The organism is Pseudoalteromonas sp. MER144-MNA-CIBAN-0113, assembly GCF_040308965.1.
Lineage (GTDB): Bacteria > Pseudomonadota > Gammaproteobacteria > Enterobacterales > Alteromonadaceae > Pseudoalteromonas > Pseudoalteromonas tetraodonis.
In genome coordinates this window covers 59630-79924 of the sequence record NZ_JBEOOG010000004.1, presented here as the reverse complement: position 1 = coordinate 79924, position 20295 = coordinate 59630, and the positions used below count along the sequence as shown (strand labels likewise).

General features: G+C 40.9%; 16 protein-coding genes and 1 pseudogene. 10 read left to right on the top strand and 7 right to left on the bottom strand.

The window, feature by feature from the left end:
* Positions 1-36: 36 nt before the first annotated feature.
* Positions 37-1035, bottom strand: coding sequence for an AraC family transcriptional regulator (locus AAEY57_RS02155; protein WP_350606020.1), 999 nt, complete (start codon positions 1033-1035; stop codon positions 37-39).
* A gap of 96 nt (positions 1036-1131) precedes the next feature.
* On the opposite strand from AAEY57_RS02155, the gene AAEY57_RS02150 reads away from it, so the two are divergent.
* Together AAEY57_RS02150 and AAEY57_RS02145 are read left to right on the top strand one after the other, a co-directional pair.
* A complete protein-coding gene (locus AAEY57_RS02150) occupies positions 1132-1566 on the top strand; it encodes an SRPBCC family protein (protein WP_350606018.1) in 435 nt (144 codons plus the stop codon).
* Between the two features lie 5 nt (positions 1567-1571).
* On the top strand, positions 1572-2396 hold the full coding sequence (locus tag AAEY57_RS02145; RefSeq protein WP_350606015.1) for a sterol desaturase family protein: 825 nt from the start codon (positions 1572-1574) through the stop codon (positions 2394-2396).
* A 69-nt stretch (positions 2397-2465) separates the two neighbouring features.
* Here the strand turns inward: AAEY57_RS02145 and AAEY57_RS02140 are convergent, their stop codons facing one another.
* From AAEY57_RS02140 to AAEY57_RS02130, 3 genes are all read right to left on the bottom strand, one after another.
* Entirely contained in the window at positions 2466-4655 is a 2190-nt protein-coding gene (locus AAEY57_RS02140) for a fasciclin domain-containing protein (protein ID WP_350606013.1), read from the bottom strand.
* Positions 4656-4814: 159 nt separating this feature from the next.
* Complete coding sequence (locus AAEY57_RS02135) at positions 4815-5198, bottom strand: hypothetical protein (RefSeq protein ID WP_008111424.1); 384 nt, start codon at positions 5196-5198, stop codon at positions 4815-4817.
* Entirely contained in the window at positions 5195-5500 is a 306-nt protein-coding gene (locus AAEY57_RS02130; protein WP_008111425.1) for a hypothetical protein, read from the bottom strand. Before AAEY57_RS02130 ends, AAEY57_RS02135 begins: the two co-directional genes overlap by 4 nt.
* A 283-nt stretch (positions 5501-5783) precedes the next feature.
* Here AAEY57_RS02130 and AAEY57_RS02125 point away from each other — a divergent pair, with 283 nt between their 5' ends.
* Positions 5784-6206, top strand: a complete 423-nt coding sequence (locus tag AAEY57_RS02125) for a VOC family protein (RefSeq protein WP_350606010.1) — start codon at positions 5784-5786, stop codon at positions 6204-6206.
* Between the two features lie 340 nt (positions 6207-6546).
* Here the strand turns inward: AAEY57_RS02125 and AAEY57_RS02120 are convergent, their stop codons facing one another.
* Together AAEY57_RS02120 and AAEY57_RS02115 are read right to left on the bottom strand one after the other, a co-directional pair.
* Positions 6547-8166, bottom strand: coding sequence for a sensor domain-containing diguanylate cyclase (locus tag AAEY57_RS02120; RefSeq protein ID WP_350606008.1), 1620 nt, complete (start codon positions 8164-8166; stop codon positions 6547-6549).
* A gap of 110 nt (positions 8167-8276) precedes the next feature.
* A complete protein-coding gene (locus AAEY57_RS02115) occupies positions 8277-9155 on the bottom strand; it encodes an AraC family transcriptional regulator (RefSeq protein WP_024601309.1) in 879 nt (292 codons plus the stop codon).
* Positions 9156-9338: 183 nt separating this feature from the next.
* Between AAEY57_RS02115 and AAEY57_RS02110 the strand changes: the two genes are divergently transcribed.
* The 5 genes and pseudogenes from AAEY57_RS02110 (at position 9339) to AAEY57_RS02090 (ending at position 16818) form a co-directional block, all read left to right on the top strand.
* Positions 9339-10484, top strand: a complete 1146-nt coding sequence (locus tag AAEY57_RS02110) for an iron-containing alcohol dehydrogenase (RefSeq protein ID WP_350606006.1) — start codon at positions 9339-9341, stop codon at positions 10482-10484.
* Between the two features lie 211 nt (positions 10485-10695).
* Positions 10696-11022 carry a hypothetical protein gene (locus AAEY57_RS02105; protein ID WP_350606004.1) on the top strand — a complete coding sequence of 109 codons (327 nt, stop codon included), beginning with the start codon at positions 10696-10698 and terminating at the stop codon, positions 11020-11022.
* A 168-nt stretch (positions 11023-11190) separates the two neighbouring features.
* Positions 11191-12444 carry a TolC family protein gene (locus tag AAEY57_RS02100; RefSeq protein ID WP_350606002.1) on the top strand — a complete coding sequence of 418 codons (1254 nt, stop codon included), beginning with the start codon at positions 11191-11193 and terminating at the stop codon, positions 12442-12444.
* Positions 12441-13670 (top strand): efflux RND transporter periplasmic adaptor subunit, encoded by a 1230-nt coding sequence (locus tag AAEY57_RS02095; protein ID WP_350606000.1) that lies wholly within the window; start codon positions 12441-12443, stop codon positions 13668-13670. The genes AAEY57_RS02100 and AAEY57_RS02095 overlap by 4 nt, the downstream gene beginning before the upstream one ends.
* A gap of 8 nt (positions 13671-13678) precedes the next feature.
* Positions 13679-16818 (top strand): annotated as a pseudogene (locus AAEY57_RS02090) (efflux RND transporter permease subunit).
* Between the two features lie 442 nt (positions 16819-17260).
* Here the strand turns inward: AAEY57_RS02090 and AAEY57_RS02085 are convergent.
* Positions 17261-18496, bottom strand: a complete 1236-nt coding sequence (locus tag AAEY57_RS02085; protein WP_013465759.1) for a TMEM143 family protein — start codon at positions 18494-18496, stop codon at positions 17261-17263.
* A 188-nt stretch (positions 18497-18684) separates the two neighbouring features.
* On the opposite strand from AAEY57_RS02085, the gene AAEY57_RS02080 reads away from it, so the two are divergent.
* Positions 18685-19269, top strand: coding sequence for a YqaA family protein (locus AAEY57_RS02080; protein WP_350605999.1), 585 nt, complete (start codon positions 18685-18687; stop codon positions 19267-19269).
* 71 nt (positions 19270-19340) lie between these two features.
* Positions 19341-20240: a GGDEF domain-containing protein gene (locus AAEY57_RS02075; protein ID WP_350606049.1), complete on the top strand. Its 900-nt coding sequence runs from the start codon at positions 19341-19343 to the stop codon at positions 20238-20240.
* Positions 20241-20295 lie beyond the last annotated feature (55 nt).

The window sequence follows — 20295 nt, the reverse complement described above, 5'->3', positions numbered from 1 at the left end:
TACACGTTAAATGTGTGTTTTAGGTAATCAAATTGTTTAATTATTGTTTTTTATAAATTGACGAGGTGAGCATTGATACCAGCGCTTAAAGGCGCGATTAAAAGAGCTTTGATCATTAAACCCCAACATAGTTGCAATACTGCTTAGCGAATAATGAGGAATATATGTTAACAAACGGCGTTTTTGCTCTTGCTCAAGAAGCGCGGCAAAATTGGTGTTTTCTTGCTTTAGATGACGTTGCACTGTGCGCGGGGTCATATTTAAAGCACTAGCCGTTCTGATCAGTGAGCAGTCCTGCAAATCGTATTTAGCCATTAAAATATGATTAATTTTTTCTGTTAATAATTGCTGACTTTTAAACTGGGATAGCTGTTGCTCTGACATTTGCTTTAGCACAGCGTTAATCTGGGAGTTATCGGTTTTAAAAGGAAGGGCTAAGTAACTACTTGGAAACTCTACTTGATTAAAGTTAGCGCCAGCTTTTACTGGGCAATTAAACCATTGCGCTAATTGTTGTAACTCACTGTCTGAAAAATGTGCTGTAAAATAAACGCAACTAGGCGAAAGCTGAGGATTAAGCAGTTGGCGTATAACACTTACCCACGCGGTCATATTTCGTAATACGGTCTGTGGGCTGCACTGTGGGTCTGCTAACCAAGTTACCTTGCAAAGTGTTTGTTGCTGTTCAAACTCAGCACGCCCTATGTTAGCCACTAGGCTGTCGTAACTCAGTAGTGCAGTAATGGCACTGGCTAGATTAGTACTCGATTCAATTAAATACCCAAGTACACCAAAATCAGCGGTACGTATTTGTTTTCCTAATTCAAACCCGAATAAGGAGTCATTTAGCGTTTGCTGTGCATAACTAAGCAGCGCATTATAGCTTTTTAAGCTAATACGAGGCGCTAATTGTTGTGTTTGCTTATTTGTATATTCATCAAATTCAATGGCAGTTAGTATCTCTTGGCTATCTAATCCTGTGCTTTGAAGATAATCCAAACAGCTAGAAAAGTAATGATCGGCTAAGGTTTTCATTTGTCGCCTAAAGCTAAAAAATAGTCATCTAATCGCAAGTTTGCCATGCAATATTTTTATATGCTAGAGATCTATAAAAATAATAGGGGGCACACAATGATTGAGATAAACGTTAAACATAGTGTGGCAGCAACGCCTGAACAATTACGCACCTTATTATTAGCGCATGCTGATTTGGGGCGCTTTTTTAATGCGCAGTTTGAAGTGTTAACACCGCAAGACTCGGGTGAAATAAGTGGTGGAAAAGGCACTATTAGACAAATAAAAATGCAAGGTACAACATTTAAAGAGCAAATAATAACGGCCGATAATAGCCACATTAGTTACCGTATTTTAGGGGATAAACCCGTTGCACAGCACCGTGGTGATATTTACTTAAAAGCCAATAATGCTCAGCCATCACTCACCGAGATCAGCTACCATATTCGTTGTATTGCGCCTTTGTGGTTACCCGACTTTATACTGGTTTTTTTTATAAAAAAAGATGTTAGCCAAGCACTTAAAAAAATAGCCAGCTATTTTCAGGAGTAAACGCCATGAGCATTGAAATTATTTTATTGGCACTGAGCCCTATTTTTTTGCTGTTTGTAGGGGTTGAGTTTATAAAATTTAGACGTTACTACGATATAAAAGACAGCTTAGCCAACGCGTTACTTGCTTTATTACATCAAGGAGCTGATGCCATTGCGTTATTATTATTAATGCCGTTTTTTTATTGGTTGTATCAGTTTCGGCTATTTGATATTGAATTGACGTTATTTACTGTATTAGGCGCTTTTTTACTGCAAGACTTTTTATACTATTGGTTTCATCGTGCATCACACCATATTCATTGGTTATGGGCCGCTCATGTAGTGCATCATAGTTCTACTAAAATGAACTTTACCACGGCATTTAGGCAAAGTTTAATGTATCCGCTGGCGGGAATGTGGCTATTTTGGTTGCCGATGATATTAATAGGCTTTGAGCCTGTGGTTGTTTTTGCGGTGGTGGCACTTAATTTGGCTTATCAATTTTTTGTACACACTCAAGTGGTAAAAAAGCTCGGTTGGTTTGAAGCATTATTTAATACCCCATCGCATCATCGGGTGCACCACGCTATAAATAATGGCTACTTAGATAAAAACTTCGCTGGCGTTTTAATTATTTGGGATAAATTATTTGGCACTTATGTAGAAGAGGATGAAAACAAGCCCTGTAAATACGGCATTATTGGTCAATTAAACAGTAACAACCCAATCAAAATCACCTTTCATCAGTGGCAGTATTTATTTAAAAGTACTTACCAAGCTAAAGGGTTAAAAGCCAAGTTAAACGTGTTGTTTGGCTACCCAACAAGCTCTCAAAGTAGTAATAAGTAAGCCTATTTTTATATAAAAAAGCCAGGAGCAAATAGCATCACTCCTGGCTTATCTCACAGTAAAATTTAGTTATTTGGCCGTTGTGATCACTGTATCAATTAAGTGTACAACGCCATTACTAGTGTAAATATCAGTGGTTGTTACATTGCTGCCAGCTACTTGTAGTGATGTAGCCGGTAAGCTTACTTGCCACCAAATATCGTTCACAGCTTGACCATTATTCTGACCAGCTGCCGTATCACCTGAGAAGGTATATAAAGGGCGGCCAAGGTAAGCGACTTGCATGCTGTCATCTGAGCGAGCAATCAATGATAAACCCGGAATATTTTCGATAGACTCCGCAGTGCCTAACACGGGTGGCCACGTTGTTGCACAAGCTGCTTCACATACGCTCATTGCCTCACCTAAGTCGTTATCAAATACATACACGGTTTTACCAGGCATTGCATCGGCCATACCCGTTACTAAACGATTATTTGTTGCATCATAAGCTAAGCTGTCTGTTGCTGTATTTTCGGTGCTGGTAAAATCTACCACGTTTACGCTTAGCATATTATCAGCAAGTGTAGTGACCATTTTACCATTGGCTGCAAATGCATCGGTACTTCCAACTTGAGCGCCTAATACATGTTGAGTCAGAACACCTGTTAGTGCAGCGGTGTCAGCCAATAAGGCATCTAAATCAGCGGAAGGGATTTTACTAAATGCCGCATTTGTTGGTGCAAATACAGTAAATGATTGAGTGGTATCGTTAAACGTATCAACTAACCCTGCTGCTTGCAGTGCAGTTACTAATGTAGATAGTGCAGGCGTTTCTGTGGCAACTGTTGCAATAGTTTTAGTCGGTGTGCCGACTTCAGCCGGTGGCATAATCACTTTATTTAATACATGAATAACGCCGTTGCTAGCGGTTACATTTGCCTCTGTGATTGCCGAATCATTGATAAATAGCGAGCTATTTACATAAGAAATAGCAGCCATGTCGCCATTGGCCATTTCTACTTTGTTACTATTGCTATTAGCAATGGCTACAGCGTCATCAGATAAAACAGTGGCGTCAGGGAATACATGGTAAAGCAAGATATCACGAAGTGTATCTGTATCAGCTAACAGCGCATTAATTGTATCCTGACCGAGCGCTGCAAATGCATCATCCGTAGGAGCAAATACACTAAAAGTGTTATCTGGATCAGCAACTAACGTATCTAAGCCTGTTGCCGTTAGCGCAGCAAGAAGTGTAGTAAAGTTACCATTTGCACTGGCTATATCAGCAATTGTTCCTGCGCTTTGCGGTAAGGTTACATCAGAAACAATAACCGAATCGATTACATGGATAACACCGTTAGAAGTCATAATATCTTTAACAATGATGTTTGCACCGCCAAACGACAACATATTTGTATCTGCGTTTATCGCAATTGGAAGTGTATTGCCTAATAGCGTTTCAGCTGATTGGCCGTTTAAAGACATTGCAGTGACTGAATCAACGGACCCAACAAGTACATGCTGCTTTAAAACATCCGCTAAAACGGTTGGGTTTGCCAGCAGTGAATTTAAAAAACCACTACCAATTGCTTCAAATGCAGCGTCGGTTGGAGCGAAAACGGTGAACTCTTTCGACGTATCCGCCAGTGCCGATGTTAAGCCTGCAGCGTCAAGTGCGGCAAGCAAAGTAATAAAGTCGCCTGCTTGTTGAGCTGTTTCAACAATATTGTTGGTTGGCGGTGTTTCTGACACCGTTTTTGGTGTAAGTACTGCATCAATAACATGAATAATACCGTTGTCGGTTTTAATGTCGGTCATTGTTACCGTGCTGGTATTAACTAATAAGCTTTCACCATTTAAAGACAGTGCAATACTTTGTCCGTTTACCGTTTCAACGGTTGACCCAGCCAAACCAATTGCTGCTTGCGCATCTACTCTGCCAGAGATCACATGGTAAGTTAAAATTGAGCTTAAAGTATCAGGATCAGCTAATAAATTATTGATAGTTTCTTCACCTAATAACGCAAATGCATCATCAGTAGGAGCAAAAACGGTATAGCTGTTAGTTAAGTCGTTTAGTGTTTCATCTAGATCTGTTGCTTCTAAAGCTGCAACAAGGGTAGTGAATTCTCCAGAACCTTGAGCGGCATCAAAAACAGAAACGGCTGGTTGTGGATCTACAGTGACAGGGGCGTTGTTATCATCGTCGCTACTACAACCTTGAATGAGTAACAAGGGAAGTATGATAGCACCGAGCTTAAATACTTTATTCATAATTTTTCCTTTAATTGAATGTTACAGTGTTACAGTTTTGTGAACTCTACGTAGCCAAGATCTGTATTGATCAAAAAAAGGAGCGTTATTTTTGTACGATTTAATAGGTGTACGATTTAATAGGTGTAAGATTTAATTGAACTTTTATTCAAGCAAGTCTTAAATTTTAGTTTTTTTACTGCGAGGCGCACCCAGTAAAATAAAAAGGTGGCAAATACACACCGATAAAAATGCACTAATTCCCAAAGCGCCACCAAAGCCATCAAGAATGGGAACCAAATAGGCAAAAAACAATGAAAATATAATTGCTGAACTGGCAAGCGTATAAACACCAAAGCGGTGAGGGGCGCTCATGCCAATAAAGGTGCCGCCAAAAAAGACGATACTATAGAGTTCTGCGTTGAGGCTCAGCTGTGCAAAAATCAGATAGGCAATAATTGAGAGTGCAGCTGAGGCTCTTATAGCATCAAAGCGGTTATGCTTTGCTAAATAAAAGGTAAAAAAAGCACCAGCCAAGGCTAATACTGGGTATGTAATAGTCATATCAGCAATCCTTTAGCTAAAACAAACAGGGCTACACTGGCAAATGCAATACTGCCTAATCGTCCGCCAAATCCTGCAAATACATTAAGTGTTAGTGTATATAAAACAGCGCCAATGGCAGAAATAATAGCGATTTCCCAATAGTTGCTAATTAAGCTGGTGGAACACATACCGGCAAAACTACCTGCATAAATGGAGGCATAAGGGTGATTTTGATAACGTGCAGGAAACGGAATAAATGAGCCGATGAGGCCTGTTAAAGCAGCAGACACAACAATAGGTAATGCCAATGTGGTATGCATTATAAAGCACGACAAGCAGCCGATAAAAAAGGTGATGAATTTTAAAAGTATGAATTTAGTCATAAGGCGCACATCATAAAGGTTCAGTTTTAGCTTTAATAGTTAAAATCGACGATTTAAGACTAAAAGCGATATATGGCTCCCAAAAGAGCAAATAACCGTGGCTTTAAATTAAATGTACGCAATGAATGACTAAAAATAATGCCGTTAATGTTCTATAAATTACAAATTATGTATAATGCAGCATATTTCATATATTAAAAGTTATAACCTAAGGTAATTTATGTCTAACTGTTTGCATTTGGCTATTCCAGCTGGTGATCTTGAAAAAGCGAAAGCGTTTTATTGTGACGTGCTTGGTTGTAAAACGGGTAATAGTGAAGCTGGGCGATGGGTAGACATTGATTTTTGGGGTAACGAGTTAACGCTTCATCAAAGCACAGAGCGCTTACCAACGGTGCGTCATGATGTTGATATGGGCGCTGTAGCTGTACCGCATTTTGGCATTCATTTATCTGAAGATGAATTTCAAGCATTAAAAAAACGTATTGCAGACGCCGGCCTTGAATATTTAGATAAGCCTTACCGCCGTTTTGTAGGTGATGAATTTGAGCAAGAAACGTTTTTTATTGAAGATCCAAATGGTAACGTTTTAGAAATGAAAACTATGGTAAACCCAGAAGTCTTATTCAAAAAAGACGAGTAATGATTATGCGCCTAAACGATTACTTTAGGCGTTTTCTCTAGGGTCTGTTGACCTTTGCGGATTAAAATTTGTTCAAGCTAGGGGCGGTTTAATCGCGGCGCGAGGTTTGTAACCTAGTGGGCTAAGTAAAAACCAAGCAAAGCTTCCGCGTCCTGCTCACGCCCCTTACCTACATCCATGTAGGCAACAAAGAGTAAATCGCCCCTAGGCAGAACCCTTCGGGCAGCGCCTGTTTGGCATTGATGCTGCGTTATCGCCTATTTATGGGGAATAACCACACCACATAGGCTCTGCCTTGCCTAAATACCAAACAGACTGCTGCAAATTTAACCTTGAAAGATCAACAGACCCTAGTGTAGGTTTGCTTAGCCTGCGCTTTTCGTAATGACTTTTTTTGATACATTGCTTCATCACCGGCTTTTAAAACCTCATCTAAATTTTTAGGCGCTTCGCTATAGTTTATTTGCCCTACGCTTGCGTAAATAGCGATGGTGTTGCCTTGGTGTTCTAAGCTAAGCGCATTTAATTTTTGTTCAAGGGTCGCAACTCGCTGGTTAATTTTATCTTTGCTGGTAAATAATGCCATAGCCACAAACTCATCTCCGCCTAAGCGGCCAACTGCGTCTTCACTGCGCATATGCTGACTAATTGACTCTGCCACCGTACAGAGTACTTTATCGCCAACATCATGGCCGTAGGTATCATTTATTGCTTTAAATCGGTCTAAATCGATATATAAAAAACACAACACGCCACCACGTTGAGCGTGTTTTTTTAATAACTCATTGGCTTTTAAACTCCAGCCTCGGCGGTTATAAATATGACAAAGATGATCGTAATTAGCGTGCTGTTCAGCCTGTTTTTTAGCATAACTGAGTCGTTGAATTCGCCTACCAACTGCTATAGCAAGAAGCAGAGATTCAATCGTAAAAGCAATCACAAACCCATAACGCTGTATAAAAGGACTGTATTCGGTTAGTAACACTCTAAATATCATGCTGATAAATACACAGCTTAAGGCAATAAATACCAAGCTGGCTTCGTTAACGCCTTGTTTAGCTTGCACAGCTGAGAGTATAAAAATGGTCATCACAATCAGTAGTGACAAATAGCCAGTAACGATTGTGGTAATATTAGTAATAGCGGGTAAATCTAAAGCTATTTTTTGTAAGCACAAAGTCAGTACACATAACGCGATAATTTTTAATGCATAACTTAATTTGCGCCAATACTCAGGTAGCTCTAATAGTGCGCTCATAAACCAAGTAGCACTGACTATAGTTAAACCAATGCTTAATGTATAAAGGTGGCTGATATACGCAGAAAAGTAGCCATTGGTAAATAAATAGGGCTGGCCTTCTTGTAAAAAAATAAAGCTAGCGATACAAAAAAGATAGATGCCATACAGTTTAAAAATAGCGTCTTTAATGCCATAACCTATTATTAAAGCATAAAAAATAAGCGTTGCGCATAATCCATAAAACACCCCAAATATTAAATTGTACAACTGCACCTTTTCAATAAATTGCTGTGAGTCTAGCCAAGTAAACCGGGGGTTATAGCTGGCAGTAGTGGTTAAAGTTAGCTTTGCATTAAAGCTGCCTTGTTCCATTAAAATAGCCATTTGATTTGTTTTTAAAGGGGCTTTTAATTGGTTATTTTGTTGCCACGAAAAACTTTCAAGTGCAGGGCGAGTAAACGTAAAAACACCGCTTTGGTTTAGCGTACATACCAACTCAAATTGGTTAATGCCTTTTTCTAGTTTTATGTCTGCAGCAATACCTTGCGATAAGGGAATGGATACACTGTTTGCGATAGATTTTAAATTGCAGCTATCTTTTGCAATAGCTGCATTGCAGATAAGAAAAATAAAAATGACAAATAAAGCACCGCAAAATTTAATACATAAGGAGGTGGTTGTATGTAAGTGCTTCCTTATTGTTACGGTGTTATTGAGCATAGTAGGGTTATAAAAATGGCAGTTACTCTATATTAACAAAGCGTGTTATCTTTGCTAGTAAAAGTTAATAGTAAAGTTTGATATAGCGCATGAATGGGTAAATCTTATTTTTATAACTGTATTTCACTCGGAGTTTTATTAAAGTGGCGTTTAAACTCACGGCTAAACTGTGATGCACTGGTGTAACCTACCTTAAAAGCAGCTTCATTTGCTTTGCTGCCCGCTGTGGTAATTAACTCTTTTGCTTTAGCTAAACGTACTTTTTTTAAGTATTGTAAGGGAGATTCAAACGTTACCTGTCTAAATGCACGATGAAAAGAGGATACGCTCATATTTACCTCTTCTGCTAAACCTTCAACAGTAATAGGGTTTGCATAGTCCTGATGCATCGTTGCTAGTGTGCGAGCTATACGCGCATAATGGCCATCATGCATAGCTAGGCCTATTAAAGTATTCCCTTGGGGGCCGCAAAGGACACGATACACTAGCTCTTTTACTATATCTTCGCCGAATACCTCAGCCTCAAGTGGATTATTTAAAACCGTTAGTAACCTACATGTTACCTGCTCCATTGCGCAGTCTAGCTTTGCTGATTGTACTGCGCCAATGTTCGCGCTGGAGACAGATAAAGGCTGGTGCTGCATCATCTGATTAACCAGCTTGTGCAACATGACAGGGTTTATATCTATAGCTATGCCCATAACCGGTAAGTCATTATCGGTAAACGCTTCACACTCTAATGGGACCGGTACACCTAGTACCAAGTAATCACCTTCGCCGTATTTTATTTGATGTTCTGGGAAGTGAATTATTTTATGGCCTTGGCCAACCACGATTATGCCTGAATTATAAATAAGCGGCTGGCGCGGTGAACTTTTGGTAGCGCGATGAAAATACACCCCAGGAATAATTGTTTCCATGGTGCCCTCAAAGCTTAGTAAATTATTGTGCTCGGCGTATTGTTGCAACATTTTGGCTATGATGGGCATAAAAGTATCTGTAATTAAAATATTTTGCGTAAAATAACAGTGCTGGTAGTTTTAGGCAAGCTTTAGGCAGTTATTGGGCTTTTTATATATTAACTTTGCTACTAATATGCATTCATCAAAGCTTTACTTGATATGTGACTAAGTAAAGCATTATGAAATTAACCGTCACCTAGGAGCAAAATAATGAAATTTAGCTACGTAAATCCCACTCTCATCCAATTTGGCCAACAGCAAATTGCCGCACTTAGCGACTTGATCGCAAAAGATCAAAAAGTATTAGTTGTTTATGGCGGCGGCTCAATTAAAAAGAACGGCGTGTATGACCAAGTTGCTGCTGCACTTGAAGGTTTTGATTGGGTAGAATTCTCGGGCGTGGGTGCTAACCCAACAATTGAAGTACTTGACCAAGCGGTTAAAATTTGTAAAGAACAAGATATCGACTTTGTATTAGGTGTCGGCGGCGGCTCTGTAATAGACGGCGTTAAATACATTGCGGCTTCTGCAGTATACGACGGCGAAGGTTGGGACATTCCTACTGGCAAGCATACAATTACTAGCGCATTACCAATTGGTGCCGTATTAACGCTACCAGCTACAGGTTCTGAATCTAACCAAAACTCAGTGGTAAGCAAAGAAGCGACTAAGCAAAAATTGCCGTTTGCTTCACCAGAAGTACTGCCTAAATTTGCGATTATGGATCCTGATGTAATGAAAACATTACCACAGCGCCAGCTTGTAAATGGCTTAGTTGATGCGTGGGTGCATACTTGTGAGCAATACCTTACGTTCCCTGAAGGCGCATTGGTACAAGAAGGATACGCAGAGGCACTGTTAAAAACGCTCAAAACACTGGGCGATAACTTTGAAAACCAAGACGATGCATGGCGTGCAAACCTTATGTGGGCAGCTAACCAAGCACTTAATGGCTTAATTGGTTCTGGCGTATCGCAAGATTGGGCAACCCACATGATTGGTCATGAGCTTACTGCTGCCTATGGTGTTGACCATGCGCGTTCGCTTGCTATTGTTCAGCCTTCTTTATTGCGCAATCAATTTGCAGTTAAAAAAGCGAAACTAGAGCAAATGGGTAAAAACGTATTTGGCCTTGAGCAAACAGACGATTTAGCAGAGCAAACAATTCAAGTGATTGAAGCGTTTTACCACAGCCTTGAGGTTGCAACACAGCTAACTGAACATGGTGATGATAAAGCGGCTGCCATTGATAATATTATTGGCAAATTAGAAGCACATGGCATGGTTGCCCTTGGTGAAAACCAAGCGATTACGCTAAAAGAAAGCCGTGAAATTTTAGAACACGCGGTTGCTTAAGCGTTAATTTTAAAAAACCACTGGCTATTAAAGCCGGTGGTTTTTTGTTTTATAGTTAACCTCAGTAAACGCAATTGGCGCCATTAATTGATAAAAAGCCCTTTATTGTCGTTTGCCGCTAATATACTATGTGGCTTCAATTGGTTAGGTTTATTTAAGTCAATTTTAGGCTGAGAAGATAGCTAATTTAGGCTGAGAAGATAGCTAAATTATGCGCTCAAATCGTTTCTTAATGGTCATGTTACTCGTGCTTGTGCACAGCTTTATAAGTTGTGATGGCGCTGCATACCATTTACAAGAAGACGTTGAGCATGTAAGTAACGCATTATCACAAAACACTATAACCGCTGATAATGACCAAGGACAAAGCGATAATCAGCCACCGGTTGAGATTCATGCACACCAACATTGTCACTGTGGCTATTACAGCACACTTAGTCACGCTATTATTCCTCAACAAAGTAAACCCTCAGTACTTGTGTATTACCATGGTTTAAATTATCCACCTGATGTACCCCCACCGAATTCATTTAGCTAGTTTTTAATTTCAATTAATTATTGTGCTTTTAGCTGCCTGCGCGTAAGCGTTCCATGGGCTGTTATAGGCATGTTTATATTGCTAACTATTTTACACTGTCGCTATTTTTAGCGTAGGTTGTGAATGGTTTGCAAGTGAACCCTGTTTATTAAAAAACGGACAAGCTATATGAATAAAAAACCAATTATGCTGGTGGTGATGCTGTGCGCGCTACCTGCTTTTAGTGCGTTTGCAAATGTTAAAACGTTAACCCTAAAACAAGCGTTGATAAATACCGAGCAACAAAATCCGCTATTAAAACGCTACCCTTATCATCAAAAAATACTCAGCGCGCTTAAATCTCAAGCGGCGCTTTCGCCTAATCCTGTAATAAATGTAGAAGCCGAAAACCTCTTAGGAACAAACGATGCGCGTGGTGTGCAAGGGGCTGAAATAAGCTTGGCATTTAGCCAGCTTATAGAGCTTGGAGATAAACGCCAAAGCCGCATAAATTACGCAACGGCTAATATTAAAGCCCAAGCAATACAATATCAAAATACTCGGTTAGCTTTATTAGCAACCACTGGTGAGCGATATTACGAGGCGCTTAAATTTCAAACCTTACTTACGCTTAACAGTGAACGACAACACGTGGTGAGCCAAGCTCTCAAAGCAATAAAGCAACGGGCTAACGCTGGCGCTGTATCGCAAGCCGATGTAACCCGTATGCGTTATGCACTAAGCCAAGTTGAGCTTGAGACAGCTAAGCTAAATAGCGAATTTGAGCGAGCGCGTTTATCGCTCAATGAGTTGTGGAATGAGCAACATGACTACACGAATTTCGCAGGGAATATGGCTACCTTAATACCGCTTAAATCTGAGCAAGCGTTACTCAATGCAGTTAACCAAGCGCCTGAGTTTGCCATGTTGCAGCAACAATACTTACAGCAAGCGGCCAACTTAACGCTGCAAAAAGCTAACGGGCAAAGCGACATTAATGTAGGTGCGGGCCTGCGCTACAATCAGCAAAGCGATACCAGTTCGCTGCTGTTTTCGTTTTCTATGCCGTTGCAATTGAGTAACTCAAATAGCGGTAATATTGAAGCGGCTAACAGTCAGTTGGCACTGCTAAGCAAGCAGCAAGGACAGTTACGGATTCAATTACGTCAGCAAGTTCGTACTTTGTATGCCTATTACCAAGGCAAAACATTACAGGTGCAGTTGTTATCTGAGCTGGTTATTCCACAAGCCCAAACACTCATTGAGCAAAGTTTAAAAAGCTATCAACGCGGACAAATTTCGGTGTTGCAATTACTCGATGCTCAACAAGCCCTTTTTGATTCTAAACGCGCGCTTATCAACACCTATGCAGCGTTATATCAAACGCACCTTACTCTTGAGCGTTTAACTGGCCAATCTTTAACTGAGACTTTTCAATCATGAACAACACGTTTATCGCACTATTAATATTTCTTTCGTTTACAACGAGCGTTATAAGCACACATGTATTTGCCTCAGCAGAGCATGGGCAAATGCAGCAATCCCAAAAACAAGGTGCCCATGGCGGCTTTTTATTAACCAACGCAAAGCTCACTCTTGAGTTAAAGCTGCGAGAATTGGCAGGTAAAGTTGAGCTGCGCGTATGTGGTTATGAGCAAAATCAGCCGGTAGATATAAACGATTTAAGCATCGAAATGAACTTAAAACGATTAGTAGAAGCGCCGCAAAAAATACAATTTACCCGTGAGAATGAGTACCTTGTTAGCACGCAACCCATAAATGAGCCACATTCGTTTGCGCTTTTCATTACTGCCAATTATAAAGGTGAACACGTTAGTTTTGAGTACACCCAACACGAAGGTCGCACTATGCTTAGTGAGCGAGCGATTAAAGGTGCGGGTATTGAAACGCAGATAGCAAAAAGTGGCGAAGTTGATATTTCTGACACGCTGTTTGGTGTTATTGCACCGACACAGCACGGCACAGTAGAAGTGATGGCGCCATATACCGGATTGATCAGCGATATTTTTGTCAGCATTGGTCAAACGGTTCAAAAAGGTGAGGTACTGGCCAGTGTCACCAACCGTGAAACATTGCAAAACTACAGTATTAAAAGCCCCATTAGCGGTGTGGTAACCGAGCAATATTTAAAGCGAGGCGAACTGGCAAGTACTCGCGCGCTTATGCAAGTCGTGAATCTTGATAAAGTATGGGTTGAGCTCTCAGCCTTTCCTGAAAACATCGAAAATCTAGCCATTGGTCAAAGCGCCACGGTGTACGATTTACATCATCATTTAAATGCCCAAGGTAAGGTGTTTTTTATAGCGCCTATGATGACCGGCGGGCACATTGCACGTGCCCGTATAGCGCTTAATAACCCAGATGGTCATTGGCGCCCAGGTATGCATGTTAATACTGATGTCAGTATCGATAAGGTTAATGCTAACGTGCGTGTAAAGCCTGAGGCTATTCAAGAGTTTAACGGCATGGCGAGTGTATTTGTGCGTGAAAATAATGTGTTTGAAGTACGCCCGGTTACTTTAGGCGCAAAAAATAGCGAGTGGGTTGAAGTCATCGCAGGTTTAAGCCCAGGTAGCGAGTACGTCACTGCCAATAGCTATGTGATCAAAGCCGATATTTTAAAAAGCGGCGCAAGTCACGCTCACTAGGAGGTACCATGATTAACTGGATTGTTTCTTTTGCGGTTAAACGCCGCATGATGGTGCTTGCGCTAACATTTTTATTTGCTGGGTTTGGTGTGTATAACATCCAAAACTTAGCGGTAGATGCTGTCCCCGATATTACCAACGTGCAAGTGCAAATTAATACTAAAGCGCCTGGTTTTACGCCGCTTGAAGTTGAGCAGCGTATCACTTACTTAGTCGAAACAGCGATGGCGGGTATTCCTAAGCTTGACTATACCCGTTCGCTTTCTCGCTATGGGCTTTCTCAAGTAACCATTATTTTTGATGAAGGCACCGATATTTATTGGGCGCGTCAACAAATTGGAGAGCGTATTCAAAGTATTCGCGCCGATTTACCTAATAATGTTGAGCCAAACCTTGGACCTATTGCCAGTGGTTTAGGTGAAATATTTACCTATAGCGTGCATGCAAAACCCGATGCGTTAAAAAGTGATGGTATGCCTTACAGCGCCGAAGATTTACGTACTTTACAAGACTGGGTTATTCGTCCGCAGCTTTTAAAAGTAAAAGGCGTAACCGAAATAAATAGCCAAGGTGGCTTTGAGCGCCAGTACCAAGTTGCGCCCATGCCAGAAAAGCTCATCGCTTATAAGCTAACAATCAAGGATGTTATTAGTGCACTTGAGCTTAATAACAGCAATCGCGGAGCCGGTTATATAGAGCGCTTTGACGGCCAATATTTAGTGCGCTCCCCTGGGCAATTAAAAACATTAGCGGATATAGCAAACACCGTTATTGCTAAGCGTGATGATGCTCCTGTGCGAATTAAAGACGTGGCAAATGTGTGTATTTAGGAAAAGAGCTCAGAACCGGCGCGGCTACCTATAATGGCGAAGAAACCGTACTAGGCACGGCAATGATGCTAATAGGTGAAAACAGCCGTGTGGTCGCCAAAGCCATGGCTGATAAGTTGATAGAGGTACAAAAAAGCTTACCTGCAGGGGTTATCGTTGAGCCTGTCTATGACCGTACCAACCTGGTTGATAAAACCATTGCCACAGTTCAAAAAAATCTGTTTGAAGGGGCGGTATTAGTTATCGTCATTTTACTGTTATTGCTTGGGAATATCACTGGTGCGCTTATTACCGCCATGGTTATTCCGCTGAGTATGCTATTTGCTATTACTGGTATGGTGGGCAATCGAGTCTCGGGTAACTTAATGAGCTTAGGCGCAATCGATTTTGGATTAATTGTAGATGGCGCGGTGATTGTGGTTGAAAACTGCCTTCGTCAATTAGGGATGGCTCAACATAAACATGGGCGCTTACTTACACTCAGTGAGCGTTTAAAGGTTGTCACTTCAGCCACCAAAGAAGTGTTTAGCCCCGCCGTATTTGGTATTTTAATTATTATGTTGGTGTATTTACCGCTATTTGCGCTCAGTGGTGTTGAGGGCAAAATGTTTCAGCCTATGGCGTTTACTGTTGTTGCCGCGTTAATAGGTGCACTCATTTTTGCTGTCACCTTTGTGCCGGCGGCTATTGCCGTATTTGTGCGTGGTAAAGTAGATGAAAGCGAAAACGCAGTAATGCGTGGCGTTAAAAAAATCTACAAACCACTGCTTAACTTATCGCTTAAATTACCGTGGCTGATGGTGAGTATTGCCACGGTTTTAGTACTAGTGCTTGGCTTTAAAGTTAAAAATATGGGCGCCGAATTTTTACCCCAGCTAGATGAAGGTGGCATTGCAATGCATGCGCTGCGTATTACTGGCACCGGTATTGAACAATCGGTGCAAATGCAAAAGCAATTGGAGCAGGCTTTATTAGCGCAACCCGAAATTGCAAACGTATTTTCAAAGATTGGCACCGCGGATGTAGCCAGCGATCCTATGCCGCCTAATGTTGCCGACACCTTTTTAATGTTAAAGCCGTCCGAGCAATGGCCAAACCCATCACTAAGTAAAGACGCGTTAGTGCAGCAAATTCGTCATCGCGTGAATGAGGTACCGGGTAATAACTATGAATTTACCCAGCCTATAGAAATGCGCTTTAACGAGTTAATTGCCGGTGTGCGTGCCGATGTAGCGCTACGTATTTACGGTGACGATTTAGCCATACTTAAGCAGTTTGGCGAAAAAGCCACTGGTTTAATGCGAAATATTACTGGTGCTACCGATGTTCGTTTAGAGCAAATGGAGGGCTTGCCTACACTTTCTGTTACCCCAATGCGAGACCATATGGCGCTATTAGGATTAACCGTAAACGACATTCAACAAACTCTTGCCGCTGCTGTTGGTGGGGTGCAAACAGGGCTCATTTATGAGGGCGATAAGCGCTTTTCGTTACTAGTACGCTTAGATAAGCGTTGGTCTGATGATGTCTCTGCGCTTGCGCGTTTACCTGTCGCATTACCTCAAAGTAGTAACCCTGAGCTTGCATTTGTACCGCTGGGAGAAGTGGCTACAATCAGCATTGAAAAAGGCCCTAACCAAATAAACCGCGAAAGTGGTAAGCGTAATGTGGTAGTAACGGCCAATGTAGCGGGGCGCGATTTAGCAAGCTTTGTAAGTGATGTCCAAGCGAAAATGAACGCACAACTTAACCTACCTAGCGGTTACTGGCTTGAATACGGCGGTACGTTTGAGCAATTACAATCGGCGAGTAAACGTTTGTCGTTGGTTGTGCCTGTGACTTTATTGCTTATTTTTGGCTTACTTTATAGTGCTTTTGGCTCGCTGCGTGATTCACTCATTATATTCAGCGGTGTACCTCTGGCACTGACCGGTGGGGTATTGGCGTTATTGCTACGAGATATGCCGCTTTCTATTTCAGCGGGTGTGGGGTTTATTGCGCTAAGTGGGGTTGCGGTATTAAACGGTGTAGTGATGTTGTCGTTTATTAAGCAGTTACGAAACGAAGGGTTAAGCTTATATTATGCAATACATAGCGGGGCACTACAGCGATTACGCCCCGTGCTAATGACCGCGCTTGTGGCTAGTTTAGGCTTTATACCTATGGCGCTAAATACCGGTACCGGCGCTGAAATACAACGGCCTTTGGCAACCGTGGTGGTAGGTGGAATTATGTCATCCACTTTGCTCACATTGTTAATTTTACCAGCACTTTATAAATTAGTGCATGCAAAATTTAAAAAGCTGCAAACAGCTTAGGGTCTGTTGATCTTTGCGGATTAAAATTTGTTCAAACTAGGGGCTGTTTAATCGCGGCGCGAGGTTTGTAACCTAGTGGGCTCGATAACTGCTCCTGCGTTATTCTACTGGCTTACATCCATGTAAGAATAAGTAAAAACCGAGCAAAGCTTCCGCGTCCTGCTCACGCCCCTTACCTACATCCATGTAGGCAACAAAGAGTAAATCGCCCCTAGGCGGAACCCTTAGGGCAGCGCCTGTTTGGCATTGATGCTACGTTATCGCCTATTTATGGGGAATAACCACACCACATAGGCTCCGCCTTGCCTAAATACCAAACAAACTGCTGCAAATTCAACCTTGAAAGATCAACAGACCCTAGCTAATTACCAATTAGGTAATAACGTAAAAAGCAGCTGAAGTGTCAGCTGCTTTTTCGTTTTTATTAAGTAAAGCGTGCAGTTTAATTATATTGAAACAGGTTATCCCAGCGTTCATCTAATATGGCTTTTGCGTGCTCTAGATTTATCGCGTTATATAGGGTGTTTGTGCAGGTTACTAAATGCATACGTTCAAGTTTTTCAAGCGCATCACTAATTTCAAAATCTAGCTCGCATTGATACTTAGTTTTAAACCACGTCTCTATTTGCTCATCAAGCGCGTGTGCGCTTAAGCCATTTTTAGATTTTAGTAAAAACGTATACGCAAGCAGGGCTTCTTTAATGTCTTCTTCTTCGGCAGCGTCTATCAGAGTGTGGAATACACCGGCGTTGTTATCTAGGTTTTTAAAGTAGAGATTATCGCTCAACGCTTTCATAAATTTAATTTTGCGGTTTTTAAATTTACTCCACTCTTTAAAAACAAAACTACCAAATACCCCAATACCAATCGCTAACGTAATAAAGTGCTGCTGAGTCATGGTAACGGCTTCATCTCTAAACCCTCCCCAAAATGCAAACAAAGCAAACAATAAAAGTAATGAGGCGCCCAGTTTGGTAACTAACACCACCGCACCGCCAATAAGTGCAGATGAGCCAATAATAATTTTATCAATCGGGCGCATCCGCACTTCGCTATTCGGAAACAGCATTTCTAAGTCAGCTTTTGGCACATTTTGAAATAGTTTTACTATGGTAGAACTTGGCTCAAACCCCATAGGTAGTTTATTTTTTGATTCAAAATAGGCTTTATCTTTAAAGCGAATAAATACCGCTACGCGGTCGTAGTTGGTAAAATGCAGTGGCTTTTTACGTAACCCCCAAAAGCTGGTTATGGTTTCGGTGAGTTGCGATTCGCCTCTGCGATAAAAGACCACTTCTTCAAAGTCGTCAAACTCTACCTCTAGGCGTACCTTAAAAAGCGATTCTTCGTTGAGCGCATCTTGTAGGTCTTCATTGGTGATCACTTCAAAATTAGCCGCATTTAATACGTTGGCAAAATCTTTAGCAAAATCGCGTTGGCACTGGGCTTTTTGCTCCTTCGAGACAGGGGCTAACGAGCGAGTGTCGCTATTAGGATCAAACGGTGCGTAATTGTTTTTCAGTGACTCAAGGGTTGAGTGGTAATTATAATGAATCAGGCTGGCGAGCACGTCGCAAAACTGTTTAAAAGAGGTTTGTTGTGCACTATCGGCAAGCTCTTGGCTGCACATGCCTATGATATCTTGCTTTCTAAAAGGAATAAAACGCGCAGTTTGCATAATTAATAATTGTCAGAAAAGTATAATGGCATTGAGCAATAATAAAGTACTCTGGGAAGTATTACTATTTTGCCAATGTTAAATCTATAAATAATAAGGCGTTATATTTTCAGGTTAGATTAACCTAACTGTGCGATGATGCCAGTACCCGCTAAAAATATTAATCTCAGTAGTTAAAAGGATGTTTAATGGCTATACAAAAAAAGCTAAAGCAAAAAACGCGTCAGTTTATTGAGTCTAAAAATATGCTCAGCGGTATTACGTTTGCCTCATTTTTAGAATCCACCATAGTGCCCATTCCACTTGAAGCAGTACTGGTGCCATTAATGCAGGCAAGGCGTGAAAAACTGTGGCAAATTGCCCTTATGGCAACACTTGGCTGTATTGTAGGGGCGTTGTTTGGTTATGCGTTGGGTTATTATTTATTTGATGTGATTGGCGATTGGGTTATCAACACATTCTCAAGCCCTGAGCAGTTTGAAAACGTTAAGCAAAAAATGCAGGCACAAGGTTTTTGGTTTGTATTAAGCTTAGGTATTGTGCCTATTCCGTTTCAAATTGCGATGTTGGCCGCTGGTGCAACTAAGTATTCGCTGGCACTGTTTTTAGTGGCATCTGCGATTGCGCGCTCTATACGCTATTTTGGATTAGCGTTAGTGGTATATTATGCAGGCAATCAAGCTGAGCGACTTATCAGTAAACATAAAACTAAAACCATGATTGGGTTAACTATTTTAGTTGCTATTGGCTGGGTTGTTAGCACACTAATATAAATCAATCCGTTTTATAATTTGTGGTATAGTTTTTAATAGTAATTATAAAAATAATGTAAATATCGCCTATGATGAACCCGGAAAAAGTGAGTCTAAAGTTAAGCCATTTTGTTAAAATTACCAGATTAAATAAGCTGTTAATTTTGATGACGCTGGCGTTTATTATCGCTTTCTCAATTTTTTCGTTGATGTACTTTCCCCCATTAGACATAACCCAAAACCTCTATGGCTTTACCACTGACTTTATTAATTTAGTGGTGATTTTTGCTATTTTTTTTGTAGTGCAATGTTCACGGTTAGCTAAAAAAGCGTATTTATATGTCAGTATCGGTTTAATGCTATGGATTGTAGGCTCTACTGCCGATGTGCTTGATGAAGTAATACGTCAGCCTTTTTGGATAAGTAATTACGTAGAAGACTTATGTCGCACATTAGGTATGCTAATTACCGCTTATGGTTTATTTAAAACCATGCACTTTATGCAGCGAATGCACAACCGGTTAGCGCAAGAGTTTATTATGGATGATTTAACTAAAGTGTATAACCGTCGCTGCTTTTATCAGCATGTGAAGGGGGTTGTTAATAATCCTTACACTGTTTTTATTATAGATCTCGACCACTTTAAACGTATTAATGACGATTATGGCCACGATGTGGGCGATAAGGTGCTTAAACAGTTTGCTGATAAAGTGAATCGTCTTTTTAAAGATGAAAATATTTTTGCTCGTATAGGTGGTGAGGAGTTTGCCGCTTACCTGCCTAGTTATGAGCTTGATGAAGTACTTAACTTTTCGCAGACTATTCTAGAGACGGCTCGTACTATTACAGTACAAAATCAGCGTTCTTTAACGGTTAGTATAGGTATTGCACATCGTACAAGCGACCAGACCTTTGATAATGTAATGAAACGTGCTGATCAAGCATTATACCGCGCTAAAAAAGCAGGCCGTGATCGCCTTGAGGTTGCTTAAACATCGTAATTTTATGGTATAAGCTTTGTTTGTAATTTTTTTTGGGTACTTGTTT